This window comes from Vibrio sp. E150_011, from assembly GCF_053544015.1.
Genome location: NZ_JBHFOL010000001.1, coordinates 304,639 through 319,637, shown reverse-complemented (window position 1 = coordinate 319,637; position 14,999 = coordinate 304,639). Strand labels below are relative to the sequence as shown.

Genomic DNA, 14,999 nt, shown 5'->3' with positions numbered 1-14,999 from the left:
AATATTTAGCCATTCGCTCTCAGCCTTTGCTGGGAGCGAATTGATTAGTTCGGCTTAGGCTCAACGCCATAGGGTAGGCTCGAAAATATTTTTGGCGTCACGTCCACATTGGGGCCTAGTTGGGGCGGCTGCCAGCTCAGCAACATAATCGCCAATACATTTCTATGCTCACCGTACGCAAAGTCAAAGTCGCCAGAGGCTGATGGGATCATCCCTTTTTCTTTGTGGATCGCCTTACTGATTGCCAATCTGGTTTTTTGTACCACGGGATCATCGTCTAATCCGGCCAACAAAAAGGACAACCCAACCTCGGCAATCACATCTTCCTTAGTATGAGCGATGATGTCGTCGATGTTCTTTCTAAAATAATCGAATATCCATTGATGCTCAGACTCGCTGACTGTGCGTTGATAGTATTGCGAATCGGCTAAGATAATGTGGGTCATGCCATAAAGTTTGTTGTTGAATTGCTGTTCATTGAGTCGATAGTCTTCCCCTTTCGGGTAGGTCTCTTGAAAGGCTTGTATGAACTCTTTGGTGAAATCTTTCTCGCCAATTTGTTTCAGCCAATAGGCTTGATTGGCGAGTTGAGCTGCCCACGCTTTGATCATTGTTGGATCGGTTAACGCTGATTTAAAATCATAACGACGTAGCAGTGCTCGCAGCTTTTTGTCATCTTGATGCTGTAAACCATATTCGTTTAATCTCGCCATATAACGTAGTAAATCCAACCCCATATAGAAATAGTCAGGATCGGACTTCGTCGCGCTATAGCGTCGCTGACTACGCTCGTCTTTGGATTTTTTATAATCATTTAAACGTTCGGTTGAATAGGCCCTAATCGCTTTGTTAGTGTTGATTTCAGCAGATAAAACATTGAGGCGACTGACGACATTAGTCATATCGTTTTGGACGACAGTCGCGTATTTAGGGTCTTGAGTTTGACGATACATTCGTAGACCGTAATGGCCTTGTTTGTATACTGAAAGCGTATAAAGCTGTGATTCATAGGTACGTTTAATGATGTCGGCGTAGGTATTGAATGATTTAGGAGAGCTCAGAGAGTCGAAATGAACGGCGGTAGCGCCTGTCACTAAACAGACGCTTGCAATAATACCCAAGACACCAAGTTTTAATCGCATGTTAAGCCGTCCTATTATTCATTCAGGCTAGCATTGTATGGTGTGATTTATATTAAAATGTTATGCCAGGGTAAAATAACAATCATTTTTAATATAAATGTGACTTATGAATTTCTATTATTTATTTGTTTTTTCTATTTAACTTTATGTTTTTAAAGAAAATTAGTGACATTAATCCCGGAAACTATTTATTGTCTTAAGATTATTTGAATTAGGTCGGCTACTGCCTAAGCTTTGTATATAGGTGAAAGACCATAGCCTATATAACAATAAAGAAAAGGAAGTGAAGTATGAAGACGATGTTGATTGTATTTGGATTTTTGTTCATGTCTTTTAATAGTATGGCTGAAGAAGGAGGAGAGCCTGGAACTATCTGCTTGATGGATACAGGTGCCGTTGTGACAACACATCTTCCAACATGCCCAAAAAATATGACTAAGCTATAGTGCGCACGGGCTTGTGATGACTGATTGATAATGTGATAGCGTCAAAATTAAATAATGGAGCAATGACTTGCTCCATTATTGTTTGTACTACTACCTTCGTTCGTTTAATTATAATTACGACAGACCTTGCCAAATGGCGGTTAAACCGCTCAGTGAACATAAAAATAATGCACCCATTCTTATTTTTTCTTTTGGCAATGAATGAGTTGTCAGCAACGCTAGTTTATAACCAAGCCACGCCGCTGGAATAAGAGGCACCGTAATATATAAGTGATGCACGGTTAAAAAACCAATTGGGGCTTGTACCAACAACGAGATAATAGAACTAAACACAAAGAACGCAGAAAGATTCCCCCGAAGTTGGTTCGCTTCTTGGTGTTGAAGTAACAGCGCCATTGGCGGGCCTCCAATACCGGAACTGGTACCAAAAAAGCCAGAAAAGAATCCTGCCACGCCCATTTTTGTTGGTGTAGGTTCGATTCTAAAGGGCAGTAAACTCACGATGACGGCAAATACGACTAAAAAGCCCAGCCACAAAGACAGCACTTGAGTTGAAACGTAAACCAGTAACGCTGCCCCTGCAATAGAGCCAGGGACCCGTCCTATCAATGCCATTTTAAGTCCACCTAATGCAATACTGCTACGGTGTTTGGCTGCATTGAGTATGGAAATAAACAGTGCGACTAAACAAATAGGGGCAGGGACATAATCAGCAGAGACCTGAAAAAGCAATGGAGCAGCAACAATAGCCAAACCAAAGCCGATGGCGGTTTGTACAAAAGATCCAATAAAGATCAACAACATGGCAATAAGCGCAGGCTGACTGAACCAGTCATTAAGCATGAGATGCCTTAAGAGAGAATATAAAGTGGCTCAAATTGTATCGGATATTACGTGTGAGCTCACTAATTATGCTGTGTTTGAAGCGTCGTTTTCCCAATTGCCGTGTTCAAGCCGCTCAATTGATTGTCGTACACACAAAGATTATGGTCGTCTATTGATTTAATTCTATATACGAGCTTTGTGTGAACGTGCTATGAAATTTTTGTTATAGTTTTATAAATAAAATCAAGAGAGCCTATCGCTGCTTTTCAGGACAAAGAAACGCACCATGGGCCATAGCAATATCAACAAGGGAAAGTCGTCGAAATGTTGAATATGGAATTTTCAAAACGCGTCGTTATCGACACACAATCGCAACAGTGGGTTGAGTCTCCTTCTATAGGGGTTCGCCGAAAGCCATTAGAAAGAGAATCAGCAGAGTCCGGGCATGTTACTAGCATCGTAGAATATTTGCCGGGTGCTCGCTTTTCTGAGCATTGTCACCCATTAGGTGAAGAGATTCTGGTATTACAAGGGGTATTTTCGGATGAGGATGGTGACTACCCAGCGGGGACGTATCTTCGAAATCCACCGGGTAGCTGTCACTCACCGTTTAGTCAGCAAGGCTGCGTTATTTTGGTTAAGCTCAATCAATTTTCACCGGATGATACAAAATATGTGCGTGTTGATACAAAGCAGCAAGAATGGCAAAAAAGTGTGGGTAAGCTTGAAATCATGCCGCTGCATCAGCATGGTTATGAACAAGTCGCGTTAATTCGTTGGTCTGCTGCTGATAACTACCACTCACATGGCCATTTTGGTGGCGAAGAGATTTTTGTTTTAGAAGGAAAGCTTTGTGATGACTTTGGGGATTACCCCGCTGGCACGTGGACACGTAACCCTCACGCAAGTCACCATGAACCGTATGTGAGTGGGCCTACAACCCTTTGGTTTAAATCGGGCCATTTACCTGAAACGAAATAAAGCGACCAGTGGCCGCTTTATTAATGAAGCCTTGAGTTAGCGGCTTAGGCGCGCTCAAGACTTCGACTTATTGTTAGCATTTTTGACAACTAAGGCTGCTGGCGAGTAGGCGCTAATACAATCTCTCTGATGCAGACATTCTGTGGTTGCGAATAAGCAAATTCAACCGCTCTTGCTACATCATCAGCAGCGAGTACACCACCCATCACATCTTTCCATTGGTCATAGCCGTCTTTGATATCTTGCGACGTGGTATGAGATAACAATTCTGTCTCTACTGCGCCTGGTGCAATTGTTACAACGCGAACGTCAGATTCGGCCACTTCTTCACGAACATTTTCAGAAATGGCATGAACGGCGAACTTAGTTCCGCAATAAGCGGCATGATTGCCAAATGTTTTGCGGCCTGCAATTGAGCTAATGTTGATAATCGTGCCTGAGTTGCGTGCTTTCATTGGCGCTAGCACCGCTTGCATACCATTTAGTAAGCCAATGACATTAACATCAAACATCGTTTTCCATTCTGATGCATCTTGAGTATCGACTTGGCCTAGCAGCATCATACCGGCGTTATTAACTAAACCATCTGCGGGGCCAAATTTAGCCTCAGCTTTTTCAATTGCCGCTTCAAACGTTGCCTTATCTGTGACATCAACTCTTTCACAAAGTGTGTTTGGTAGCTGTAATGCTTCTAGTTTTTCAACACGACGAGCAAGCAATAAAAGAGGGTGCCCAGCATCACTTAAACGACGCGCTATAGCTTCACCAATACCAGAACTTGCACCTGTAATAACCACGAGTTTTTTCATCATATAGCCTTATATTGAGTTAAGAGGTGAGCCCCTCTTTGTTGACGACAGATACAGTGTAGGTGAGAATTTATTGTTGATATATAGTGGTTTTAACTACTCTGTGTTGTTGTACAGCAACAATATAATTTTTGCTGAGTTTCCTATACTCATAGGGTGATCGGTATCTTGGATTGTGCTCTCAGTCGGTATAAAATCGCGAACTACAAAAATTAAGGAAAACAGATGTTATTTAGGTTCGTTGCCACGTTCATGGCGATGTGTTTGACGCTAATGGTTCAAGCGTTTGAATTACGTACCGATGAAAAAGTGAGTAATCCAACTCCGGCAAGTGAGTTGTCGACTTCTCAGCCTGCCTTACTTCAAAGAGCCGTTGTACCTCCTTCCGTAATATCCCCCCCGGAACAGGAAAGTGCGCAGACACTCGACATGATAACGTCTGACGTCACGGATGAAGTGGCGGCAGGAGAGTGGCTGATTGATCGCGTTGAAGTCAAAAAATCAACTCGCAGAATGTTTTTGATGGCAGGCGATACAGTGATTAAAGAATACAGAATCTCGCTGGGGCCTAACCCACGTGGGCATAAAGTCCAAGAAGGGGATAATCGCACGCCGGAAGGCAAGTACTACCTAGATTTTGTAATGAATGACTCGTCTTTTTATCGATCTATGCATATCAGCTATCCTAACCTGAGAGATAAGCGGAACGCTAAAGACCTAGGGGTCAGTGCAGGAGGGAATATCAAAATTCACGGCTTAAAAAATGGCTATACGAAACCTGAACAGTTTATACAGAGCTTTGATTGGACGAATGGTTGTATTGCGATCACCAATACTGAAATGGATGAATTAATCACATTGGTGAAAATAGGTACCCCAATTTATATACGCTGGTAATAAAGAGAGCCGGAATGTGACGGTTTTAGGCGGCCGCATTTAATTCATCAATGACGGTGACATGTATCGCACCTTTTAAAGGGGGCAATGGCAACACCATGTTGATTTTTGGGGGTTGGAGCATAAACCGTTAATGATGAAGCCATTGCAAATTTAATCTAAATCATAGAGAAGCTAGCGTCGTAATTGACACAATTCAACCAACATAGCCAAAGTAAGCTTTTCTTGTTCGCTGCTACTTTTGTTCAGTTGAGCTAGGTAAAATTTAGCCAATGGGCGAGCTTTGTTGTTCGCCTGAGGTGTGTGCTTATTCATACAGTACCTGCCAATTTGTGTAGGATTTAAGACCGTCATGGGAGCATCAATGTCCGTTGACTTGTATTTATTATGCTCTTTATAGGGAATGTAAAAAGAGAGCAATTGAATAAAGACTTGTTCCGGTTATCAGTTTATTGACGTCAATAAGGCGTATTTTCGTGACTTAGGGTAATATGCGGAACTGATTTTCCTGTTTTAGGTGGGTGTTTTGGAAGGTTCAAACCTGTTTCGTTACTACTTACGCTTGGTGAGTTATCCTGTCAATGAGGAATGTAAAGTGGTGTTGGCGGATGTTGCCGAGCAACTATTTACCAGTCCTAGGCATGCCAGAACCTTGTTAAAACAGATGACGGAGTTTGGTTGGGTACGCTGGCTGCCGAAAGCTGGACGCAATCAACGTTCCGTGCTCGTTCGTGTATCAGACGTTGACGTAGTAAAAAAACAGATTGCTAAGCGGTGGATGGTGGATGGGAAATACGAAAAAGCGCTAGACTTTTTGGACCGTGATCAGGTGTTATTTGGTTCTTTGTTGCAGCAATTATCCGGTGCCTCTTTCAAAGAAGGGCGGGTGAATGTTCAACTCACCTACGACCGTCCTTTTAAACGGTTGTTGCCCCATTACTCGCATCGAAACAGTGAACGGTTTTTGATCCGCCAGCTTTATTCTTGTTTGGTGTCAATGGATCATGCTGGAGATGTACAACCCGATCTTGCGCATTATTGGGAGAGCGATCCAGGCTATCAAACCTGGACGTTTTATCTCAGACCTTCTTTGTATTTTGACAATGGTGAGGAGATCACGGCAAGCGGTGTCGCTAAATTAGTGCGTCATTTAGCAAAACGCCCACACTATCGACATGAGTTGGACCACTTGCTGTCTGTTGAAGCCGTTCATGGACTCAAAATTGTTGTGACGTTATCTCGACCAGATCGGGGTTTTAGCGCGTTATTAAGTGATCTCAAATATTCCATTCAACCTTCAGAGCAGCTCAATGATGCATGGGTTCTTGAGAATCAAGTGACAGGGTCTGGTATTTTTGAACTAAAAGAGCACACCGAACACAAAGTGGTTCTCGTTGCTAATGAGCGTTACTATTCAGCTCGCGCGCTCACCGATGAAGTGACAATTTGGCTGTTAAATAAAGCGGCGTCACACACTAAATCATCCGCCTGTGAGCATGCAATAACCTCAGAAAAAGTTCTAGATGCGAACGATAGCAACCTTGGTAATGACGGACCTTTGATCGATGTCCATAGCAATTCATTATTGGATAACGCCGTCCCCGATATGGTTTCGTTGCGCCCAGATAAAAGGGTCGCGTCATACCAAGAGTCACAAATACGCATCGAAGACGGTTGTCTATTTATTCTGTTTAACCGACGAAAGAGCCAACTTCGATTAAACGCTGAGCAAAGAAAATGGCTCAGTGAGTGTTTGAATGGCGATGTTATTTGGCAGGACTTAAGTGAAAATAACGTGACATTTGGTGCTCAAGTCGCGAAGAATTTTTTCCCATTTTGGCATCCAGTTCAACGATTGAACGCCAATCCTGTTTCATTACCTGATTCATTATCGATTGTCGTTTATGATCATCCGGGGTTGGTGCGATGTAGTAAAGCGATCCAACGATTACTCGCGAATCTTGACGTGACAGCATCTGTGACGGTGATGCCTCACGAGGCGTTTTTGTCACAAGCGACAGCCAAAGCGTTCGATTATGATTTGATTTTGAGTAACGTTAACCTAGATGACAATCGCCATGTATCCGCTCTTTTAGCTTTTACGAGTGATCCTGTCATACAGGCGGCAATGGATGATGAGTCAACGTTATGGTTACGAGATCAAATAAAAGCGATACGGGAAAGGATAGAAGCCAAAGACTACCTTGATTATCTTGAACCTATTTGTTCCGCATTGATTTATGAGGGACTTGTGAGCCCAATGTTCCACCATAGGCAAACATTGAGCTTTCATGACGTAATCAAAGGTGTCGCAATGACCACGTGGGGGTGGCCTCAGTTACGAGAAGTTTGGTCGGACGACTAAATGATAGGACCATCGTTGTTTTCGAGACGCTGAGTAATCACCTTTTGGTTTGCTGTTGTCGTTTCTAAAGCATCAGCCGTTTTCTGAATGGCACTCGCCATTTTAGAAACATTGCGAGTTGCCAATAAAATGGTGCCTTGCATTGGTCGTAAGATAAACCAGTAAGCCGCAATGAGTGCCAGTACGATCGCAATGACGACAACACCAAGTAGCAGCAAGACATTGAATCTAACGTCATAAACAAATGCTGCAGTACTGTTGGCTATGGAGTTTTGTGATTGTTCTAGGGCTCCGGGCAGAGCGACCAATGATTCTTTCGACATCTCTGTCAATTCGTTGATATTCTCAATAGTATCAACAAGTACCTGTTTTTGTTCTTCATTTAGGCTTTCATTGTTAGAAAGAAGCGTCAAGGAAACGGCAAGATTATTGATAGCCTCACTTGATTGGCTTATTGAACTCTCAATTCCTTTTAGATCCAGCATCATTGTAAAATTAACAAGAGGCTGCTCTGATGACGTTTCCATTTTTTCTTCGCTGCTAGCGACAGCGCGAGTTGAGAAAATCAAGGGCAGCAGTAGGCTAAATAGAAATAGTTTGAATAATGGCTTCAACATAATTAATCCTAGAAAAAGAGCGTTAACGCAGCTTAAGTTAGACCAATTCGTTTAATGTTACCAATTATCCTTTTGTATCGCATGGTGGCTTAGTATTGATTTGATTACTGATTTCGCCATTTACTAAAAGAAACAAGTGCGATTCCGCTCAAAATAAAGAGCGTTGCAATGCACGAGTAAAGTGAGAACTGTTCGTCGATAAAAATGATACCCAGTGCTAGTGCGATGACTGGCACTGTAAGCTGCAGTAATGAGGCTTGTAATAAGTCTATTTTTGGTAGTAATTGATACCATAAGTAATATCCAATGGCGGAAGCGCCTACACCTGAAAGAAGTGCGAAACCAACGCCCGTTTTGGACAGATAGAATGAGTCGATTGATACCATTGCGACAATCAAATATACCAATACCATCATCGTCGCACCGTACACAAAACCTTGTTTGGTAGCAACAATAGGCACAGATGCATGTTTTCCAAGTAGGGTGAAGATCGCCCAACTTAAACCAGACAAACCCATTAATATCGCGGCACTGATATCGGGTTGGTGACTTGATGGCTGGAGCAATACGACAAAACCGACTAAAGAGATCGATATCCCTACCCATTCCAATAGATTAATAGCGTGACCGCTTAACCGATGGTAAGCAATCAACGCCAGTTGTACGGTACCAAAAAGAATTAACGCCCCGGTGCCGGTATCGAGCTGATGATATGCCAGAGAAAACAATAACGCATAACTAAAAAGGGACGCTCCAAGGCTTGCAGAGTGCTTCCGGGTTAGTGTCTCTTTTTTATGAGCAGAACCTTGTTTAAAAAACGTGGCGTAAAGAAGAACTAAAGTCACGGCACCACTTAAGAGACGAAGCAGGGTAAAACTCATTGGATCAATAGCTTGGTAACCGAGTGCATAACGCGCAAACAATGAATTGAGTGCAAATGCTGTCATAGTCGTGGTGGCAAGTAGATAATTTGATGTCATGGTTGATGAACAATAAGAGGCGTTACTGAGATAGTAACGTGTTCTCTATGTGAGTGAAACGGAGCATCTTTTATATGTTATAGCGAGAGACGCTATGACGCTAAAGATCGTAGTTGTCGCTGAAGTCGTTTCATTCGCGCTGATTTCAATTTGGCTAGAGAATGGCTTATATGATTAAATTCTTTTCAATCATAAGGACTTATCGTTAGCCTAAGGTTGTCAGTGTCGTTTTTAGGTGACCAGTCTAACTGGAGCAGATCAGTTTGTGAGGTAAAAGCCGGGACACAATATTGAGTATTGCAGTGACTTAAATCGAGTCGCCGTGTTTACACGCTGGTGTTCGCGCCTTGGGCATGGTTCACTTGTTTATTGCGCCAGTCTCTTTCTTTGACTAGCATGGATTGCAATTTGTTTACATTTTATTAGTATGTAATCAATGGATATGACAATAGTTAAGCAGTAGGTACTATTAAATGGATTTTAAAATAGCAGAATATTCTGATTATAAACGTATCGCCCAACTCCACGCAGAGAGTTGGCAGACAAATTATCAAGGCATGATGAGACAATCTTATCTTGATGAGCAAGTTTTAGACGATAAGCTACTGATTTGGCAAGCTCGTTTGCTAAATCCTCCTTTTAGTCAGCATGTGATCATTGCTGAGGAGGCGGGTGAATTACTAGGATTTGTCTGCTTGTTTGGAAATCACAGTGCTGAGTTTGGAACCATTATCGATAACTTGCACGTATCGACAATCGCGCAAAGGCAAGGCGTCGGGCATACACTACTTGGCCAAGCGATGGGGTGGGCAGAAAAATATTACCCAGATAACGGCGTGTTCCTAGAAGTGCTCGCTGAAAATGACGATGCGATTAAGTTTTATGAGCTTGTCGGTGGGAAGCGCACAGAAAGTCGACGAGGAGATTCTCCGTGCGGTAAAAAGGTCGATGAATTTGTTTATACGTGGCCAACCCCTCATGATTTACTAACGGCGTCTGGAGCACATTAGTTGTAATGAGTTTTCAATGAATTTTAATGATTGGTGACGTTGTCACTTTCTCATCTGGTGTCACTAATACATATAAAAACACGCACAAAAAAGGAGTAGCCAAAGGCTGCTCCTTTTTTGTGCGTGTTAGTTAAGACTCATCATTATTTTTGACGGACTCTCATATTGAGAGACATGAGCATCTCTAACTCTTCATCGTTTAGTAGGCTACAGCTTCGCTTTTCGTCGGTCATCGTATCAAGGAAGCGTTTAAGTTCGAGTAGCTGACCATGGTTCAAGCAGTGCATGGCATGGGTAATTTCTTTTTCTAACCTTCGTTCAACCATGTTCAGCTCCGTAAAAGGGGGGGATATCTTTAAACTAGTTCAATCTTGGACAATAGCAAGAAATTATTAAGGAACCAGTTACATATGCCTTCTTTGTTCAGGAGCAGCAAAAGTTGGAGTCTGAGCGCTCTATCCGAAAGCGATGATTATCATTTTTACCAACGAGCAAAAATGATAACTGCCAATTACCTACCAAAATAGAACTATCAATTAACACCTTCGCAACAAGGTTTCGTAATGTTACAGATAACCAGTCCGTGATCTCAATCACTGAATATATTCCTTATGATAAAAAGTTCCTCTAAATCATATTAAAAAATATTCTTTAAGCTAAAGGTATATTTATTTATATATAAGATACTGATTAATAAGGATTTAATAATAAATATAAAAGCGTGATTTAGATAGGTATTTTCAAATTATTAGGATTGTCGCGTTGAACTTTTTTGGCCAAAATCCATCTCGTTCATTCGATATATAACTTTAAGGTATCTTGGTTATTCGCCCTGTGAATAATTTGACTCGTAGAAGTCATGTATACACAGACGAACAAGAAAGCCGATAAATAAAAAAATAATTTATTACATTCCTCGGGGTCCAAAATGAAAAATACATTTAAGCTTTCACTTGCTGCAGTCTTAGTGTCAACAGCAATGGGTGCAAACGCTGGTATCAGTATTGCTGATAACGAAACCGGTAACTTCTCTATTGGTGGTGATGTTGAATTTGATTTCAACTTCCAAGACCGTGATTCAAATCCAACCGGAGATTCTGAGTTTAACCAGTCAGGTCGTATACTTCTAGAGTTTGCTGGTGAACGTTACACAGAAAGCGGTCATGTTCTTCAAGTTAATGTGCAGCCGCTAATGGAAAGTAATGGCCAAGTGAACCTAGATGATGCTTGGTTTGCATTTGGTGCACAGGATGGTTGGAACTTACGTATGGGTCGTTTCGAAGCATTCGATATGTTCCCAGTTGGACAAGATACATTCCTAGAGTATTCAGGTGATACAGCGAATGACTTGTATAACGATGGTTTTGCTTACGTTTACCAGATGAAAGAAGCGCGTGGTCGTGGCTCTGATGGTCAAATCATGTATAGCCAAAGCTTTAACAACCTGTATGTAGAGCTTGGTTCTATGATTGGTGACCGTTCTGTCTTATTCGGTTCATCTGACATTACTAGCGGACGTACTTATCACGGTGAGGCAATTGATGAATCAAAAACCAAAGACTCTGTGACGCTTCGTCCAGTAGTTGGATACCAAGCGGGTAATTTTGGTATTGCTGGTGCGATTGAAGCTAACCTTGTTAAAAATGCAGTTGTTACTGATAGCGGTGTAGATATCTCTGACCGTATTGGTTACGGTGTGACAACAAACTACACAACAACAGATTGGAACTTAATCGCAAACTTTGCCTACATGGATGCGGTTGATGAAACTAACATGACGGTCGGCGTGAACGCATTGTACAAAGGATTTGGTTTAGGCTATATCCACGCAAACAATGATTACGAAACAAAAGAAATTGCTAAGAATGCATTTAATGCAAATGGTACTGCGAAAGTTGATACTGTTTACGCATCTTACGAATTCGCAGATGTACTTCAAGTCGATGACTTCTCAATCTATCTAGGTGCTTACTACACGACTGTAGACAACCAAACTGATAATGCGAGCTTGTTCGAAGAAGACACAGACAAAGGTGTTCGTGTTCGTTTCAAATACTTCTTCTAAGCCAAACATCGCATAGAACAGAAAAACACTGCTAACCTAAGATAAGCGGAGCCCATTAAGGCTCCGTTTTTTTGTTTAGAATGCTTACCTTAATAGATGAAAGACATGTTGATGTTTTTTATTCTGCGTTGTTGACCCATTCCCCTTATTCACTAACCCTAGACCCATTGGTGTGTCATTAAGGGATTTTCTAGTTAGCACTCCCCTTGTTATTCCATCATTTCTCCTAACCGGTCAGTTATATGATTAGGGTGGTGTCGCTTTGATTATTGAGAGGCGTAAATACCATTATGGAGATAAAAAAGTCAGTACGCCGCCAGTCAGTCATGGAGAGGCACGCAATAATATCGGTGCGAAAAGAGGTCGTTGAATACGAGCGTATAACCGATCGGCATTGCTTAAAGTAAAGCTCGCTGTGCATGCCAAGGTGAGCTTTAACGCTTTAAATACAGGTAACGATAGCGGTTGATGACTTCGGCGGCAGAATGGCGTGGAGGGCGTAAACGACGGGCATTAAAAAGACCCACCGAGGTGGGCCTTGTATTGTCACATCGTTGTCCAGTGATCCGTGTTTAGAATATAAGGTGCGCAACACCTGCAATCACAGGTAACGTAATCAATGTCCGTAAGATGAAGATAGCAAACAGCTCAATAACATTAACGGGAATACGGCTACCAAGCAGTAATGCACCCACTTCTGACATATAGATAAGCTGTGTGACCGACATTGCGGCAATGACAAAACGTGTCATTTCACTGTCGATAGATGCCGCTAAGATCGACGGGATGAACATGTCTGCAAAACCGACAACAATCGTCTTAGAGGCCGCGACCGCTTCGGGGACACCAAGTAACTCAAGGTAAGGAATAAAAGGCGTACCAAGTACTTCGAATACCGAGGTATATTCAGCAATGACCAGTGCAACGGTCCCTAGGCCCATGACCACGGGTAACACACCAAACACCATATCAACCGCATTTTTAATGCCTTCTCCAAACACCGATTTAACGGATGTGACGGTGCCTGCACGTTTAAGTGCCATATCAAGGCCCCAAGAGAACGTCGAATGTCCCTTTGGCGTCACCTCAGCGTCGGCTGCTGGCAAAGTGCCATCAATATAAACGTCTTTTTTGTTTCTTAGTGGTGGCAGGCGAGGAATGATGATTGCTGCCACAATACCAGCAAGGCAAATGGCGCCATAAAATGGCAAGAACAAATGCTCGAGTTCTACTTGGGCAATCACAACGAGGCTGAACGTAATAGAGACTGCTGAGAATGTGGTACCAATGACCGCGGCTTCGCGCATGGTGTAAAACTTGCTTTCGTATTGCTTACTAGTCAGCAATATACCGACACTGCCGTCTCCTAACCAAGAGGCCATGCAGTCGATAGCGCCACGTCCTGGTAGATTGAATATTGGACGCATAATTTTACTGAGTAGTGCACCGAACAATTCCAGCAAACCGAAATTGAGTAATAGAGGCAGTAAAAGACCCGCGAAAATGAAGACAGAAAAGAGGGTTGGTAAAAGGCCTTCTAAGACCAAGCCGCCGGTATTTTCTTCCCAAATCGCTTCAGGACCGAACTGGAAGTAGGTCATTAATACAGCGATACCACCAATGACACGTACCGCCAACCACATTGGACTCGGGTTGAATAGGCCGTTCAAAAACTCATTATTGTTGATAAAAGCAGGCTTAAAAATGCGAGATAAAATAGAGGCTGCTGCCATCAAGGCAATAATTGCGGTAACGAGGGGAACGATGAAGTCACCCATCGCCGCTTGTAGTGATTTCGCTAAGACAGCGACGGGAATGGTTAAGCCGCCATCGTAGCTAATCGGTGCCATAAATAGAAACAAGCCTATTAATGACGGAATAAGGAAGATCAAGAAATTGCCTTTTTTACCTGCCTCTGGGGCAGATTGAGCGCTATTTTGCATTTTTATCTCGTGTTACAACTAGTTAATATCAGCGTGTCCTTCGCCCGATTATTCACTAAACATCCGTATTTGCTCAAGTGGGGCAAAGATTACTTTTTTTTACGCTTCGAAGCAATACTATTCACCAATGAAGACTAAATATTCATAATTTCTGGGAACCAAGCCTTATGCTATTCATCAGGGATGTCTGTATGGTTAAGAGTATAGCGGCAAACGAGTGGTTTGAGAGTCACGCGTAACCCGCTACAATAGAGGTCGAAATTGAACCGTGAGTCCAAGAACGTTATGTCACGAAAGAAATTACCCATTCCGTTAATACTGCTAACGCCCATTGTGTTGTTGTTGATTGTCGTCATCGCAGGCGTGTATCGCTTCTCTATGACCGATGAAGAGATTTTGGCGAAATTTCCGTCCCAGCAAATCCAAGCGGATGAAGTGGTGAAGCAGATACTCGGTATATCGACGCCAAACCCTTGGACGATTCAAGTGCCAGAGACAAGTGCGTTCTCATTATTGACCGACATTGATGACACTCAGCATGTCGCGACCGGACGCTATGACAATGGCATGGAACGTGGCCACGTTCACTTATTGTATCAATTTAAACAACAACGGCTTGACCAAGGCGTATTGACCCACGTCGTGGCTCCTTTTTCCGTGAGTAACCAAGGGTCGGGTGTTTTTTATTATCTAGGGCTGTTTCATTGGGATGCCAGTCGACAGCGTATTATTTTGGTCGACTCTGTTTTACTTGGCGATCGTATAGCTGTGTCGCATCTGGATTGGGAAAATCAGATAAACGTCCGTTTTAAACAGCACAAAGACAGCCAAGCAATGAGTGAGGCGCCGTCGGATAGCGTCGTGTTGACATGTGATGTTGTAAAGAATACGCAACTAAAATGCTGATTCTCATCTCAAT

General features: G+C 42.6%; 14 protein-coding genes. 7 read left to right on the top strand and 7 right to left on the bottom strand.

The features are described 5' to 3' along the window. Positions 1 to 44: 44 nt before the first annotated feature. Entirely contained in the window at positions 45 to 1,142 is a 1,098-nt protein-coding gene (locus ACE1OE_RS01300) for a DUF3541 domain-containing protein (RefSeq protein WP_449209822.1), read from the bottom strand. A gap of 290 nt (positions 1,143 to 1,432) precedes the next feature. On the opposite strand from ACE1OE_RS01300, the gene ACE1OE_RS01295 reads away from it, so the two are divergent. After that, positions 1,433 to 1,588: a hypothetical protein gene (locus ACE1OE_RS01295; RefSeq protein ID WP_372062865.1), complete on the top strand. Its 156-nt coding sequence runs from the start codon at positions 1,433 to 1,435 to the stop codon at positions 1,586 to 1,588. Between the two features lie 114 nt (positions 1,589 to 1,702). On the opposite strand, the gene ACE1OE_RS01290 is transcribed toward ACE1OE_RS01295, so the two are convergent. Continuing rightward, positions 1,703 to 2,431, bottom strand: coding sequence for a sulfite exporter TauE/SafE family protein (locus tag ACE1OE_RS01290; RefSeq protein WP_372062866.1), 729 nt, complete (start codon positions 2,429 to 2,431; stop codon positions 1,703 to 1,705). Between the two features lie 306 nt (positions 2,432 to 2,737). On the opposite strand from ACE1OE_RS01290, the gene ACE1OE_RS01285 reads away from it, so the two are divergent. Further along, positions 2,738 to 3,394 (top strand): cupin domain-containing protein, encoded by a 657-nt coding sequence (locus ACE1OE_RS01285; protein WP_449209821.1) that lies wholly within the window; start codon positions 2,738 to 2,740, stop codon positions 3,392 to 3,394. An 89-nt stretch (positions 3,395 to 3,483) separates the two neighbouring features. On the opposite strand, the gene ACE1OE_RS01280 is transcribed toward ACE1OE_RS01285, so the two are convergent. Then, positions 3,484 to 4,203 carry an SDR family oxidoreductase gene (locus ACE1OE_RS01280; RefSeq protein WP_449210097.1) on the bottom strand — a complete coding sequence of 240 codons (720 nt, stop codon included), beginning with the start codon at positions 4,201 to 4,203 and terminating at the stop codon, positions 3,484 to 3,486. 429 nt (positions 4,204 to 4,632) lie between these two features. On the opposite strand from ACE1OE_RS01280, the gene ACE1OE_RS01275 reads away from it, so the two are divergent. Then, a complete protein-coding gene (locus ACE1OE_RS01275) occupies positions 4,633 to 5,100 on the top strand; it encodes a L,D-transpeptidase family protein (RefSeq protein WP_102469614.1) in 468 nt (155 codons plus the stop codon). Positions 5,101 to 5,626: 526 nt separating this feature from the next. Further along, positions 5,627 to 7,465, top strand: coding sequence for an ABC transporter substrate-binding protein (locus ACE1OE_RS01270; RefSeq protein WP_449209820.1), 1,839 nt, complete (start codon positions 5,627 to 5,629; stop codon positions 7,463 to 7,465). Here ACE1OE_RS01270 and ACE1OE_RS01265 read toward each other — a convergent pair. Then, positions 7,462 to 8,082: a hypothetical protein gene (locus ACE1OE_RS01265; protein WP_449209819.1), complete on the bottom strand. Its 621-nt coding sequence runs from the start codon at positions 8,080 to 8,082 to the stop codon at positions 7,462 to 7,464. The genes ACE1OE_RS01270 and ACE1OE_RS01265 overlap by 4 nt on opposite strands. Positions 8,083 to 8,186: 104 nt before the next feature. After that, complete coding sequence (locus ACE1OE_RS01260) at positions 8,187 to 9,062, bottom strand: DMT family transporter (RefSeq protein ID WP_449209818.1); 876 nt, start codon at positions 9,060 to 9,062, stop codon at positions 8,187 to 8,189. A 473-nt stretch (positions 9,063 to 9,535) separates the two neighbouring features. Here ACE1OE_RS01260 and ACE1OE_RS01255 point away from each other — a divergent pair, with 473 nt between their 5' ends. Beyond that, on the top strand, positions 9,536 to 10,072 hold the full coding sequence (locus ACE1OE_RS01255; RefSeq protein WP_449209817.1) for an N-acetyltransferase family protein: 537 nt from the start codon (positions 9,536 to 9,538) through the stop codon (positions 10,070 to 10,072). 143 nt (positions 10,073 to 10,215) lie between these two features. Here the strand turns inward: ACE1OE_RS01255 and ACE1OE_RS01250 are convergent, their stop codons facing one another. Further along, on the bottom strand, positions 10,216 to 10,398 hold the full coding sequence (locus tag ACE1OE_RS01250) for a hypothetical protein (RefSeq protein ID WP_449209816.1): 183 nt from the start codon (positions 10,396 to 10,398) through the stop codon (positions 10,216 to 10,218). Between the two features lie 602 nt (positions 10,399 to 11,000). Here ACE1OE_RS01250 and ACE1OE_RS01245 point away from each other — a divergent pair. Next, entirely contained in the window at positions 11,001 to 12,137 is a 1,137-nt protein-coding gene (locus ACE1OE_RS01245; protein WP_449209815.1) for a carbohydrate porin, read from the top strand. Between the two features lie 572 nt (positions 12,138 to 12,709). Here ACE1OE_RS01245 and ACE1OE_RS01240 read toward each other — a convergent pair. Continuing rightward, positions 12,710 to 14,080: a YjiH family protein gene (locus ACE1OE_RS01240; protein WP_449209814.1), complete on the bottom strand. Its 1,371-nt coding sequence runs from the start codon at positions 14,078 to 14,080 to the stop codon at positions 12,710 to 12,712. Between the two features lie 285 nt (positions 14,081 to 14,365). Between ACE1OE_RS01240 and ACE1OE_RS01235 the strand changes: the two genes are divergently transcribed. Continuing rightward, the gene (locus ACE1OE_RS01235; protein WP_449209813.1) at positions 14,366 to 14,986 is read left to right on the top strand and encodes a hypothetical protein; all 621 of its coding nucleotides are present in this window, start codon (positions 14,366 to 14,368) and stop codon (positions 14,984 to 14,986) included. Positions 14,987 to 14,999: the final 13 nt, after the last annotated feature.

What these genes read in the sequence shown, in the direction of transcription:
- ACE1OE_RS01250 (WP_449209816.1), bottom strand. Translation starts at nt 10,398, where the DNA reads ATGGTTGAACGAAGGTTAGAAAAAGAAATTACCCATGCCATGCACTGC.
- ACE1OE_RS01255 (WP_449209817.1), top strand. Translation starts at nt 9,536, where the DNA reads ATGGATTTTAAAATAGCAGAATATTCTGATTATAAACGTATCGCCCAA.
- ACE1OE_RS01265 (WP_449209819.1), bottom strand. Translation starts at nt 8,082, where the DNA reads ATGTTGAAGCCATTATTCAAACTATTTCTATTTAGCCTACTGCTGCCC.
- ACE1OE_RS01285 (WP_449209821.1), top strand. Translation starts at nt 2,738, where the DNA reads ATGTTGAATATGGAATTTTCAAAACGCGTCGTTATCGACACACAATCG.
- ACE1OE_RS01290 (WP_372062866.1), bottom strand. Translation starts at nt 2,431, where the DNA reads ATGCTTAATGACTGGTTCAGTCAGCCTGCGCTTATTGCCATGTTGTTG.
- ACE1OE_RS01295 (WP_372062865.1), top strand. Translation starts at nt 1,433, where the DNA reads ATGAAGACGATGTTGATTGTATTTGGATTTTTGTTCATGTCTTTTAAT.
- ACE1OE_RS01235 (WP_449209813.1), top strand. Translation starts at nt 14,366, where the DNA reads ATGTCACGAAAGAAATTACCCATTCCGTTAATACTGCTAACGCCCATT.
- ACE1OE_RS01275 (WP_102469614.1), top strand. Translation starts at nt 4,633, where the DNA reads ATGATAACGTCTGACGTCACGGATGAAGTGGCGGCAGGAGAGTGGCTG.
- ACE1OE_RS01300 (WP_449209822.1), bottom strand. Translation starts at nt 1,142, where the DNA reads ATGCGATTAAAACTTGGTGTCTTGGGTATTATTGCAAGCGTCTGTTTA.
- ACE1OE_RS01240 (WP_449209814.1), bottom strand. Translation starts at nt 14,080, where the DNA reads ATGCAAAATAGCGCTCAATCTGCCCCAGAGGCAGGTAAAAAAGGCAAT.
- ACE1OE_RS01280 (WP_449210097.1), bottom strand. Translation starts at nt 4,203, where the DNA reads ATGAAAAAACTCGTGGTTATTACAGGTGCAAGTTCTGGTATTGGTGAA.
- ACE1OE_RS01260 (WP_449209818.1), bottom strand. Translation starts at nt 9,062, where the DNA reads ATGACATCAAATTATCTACTTGCCACCACGACTATGACAGCATTTGCA.
- ACE1OE_RS01245 (WP_449209815.1), top strand. Translation starts at nt 11,001, where the DNA reads ATGAAAAATACATTTAAGCTTTCACTTGCTGCAGTCTTAGTGTCAACA.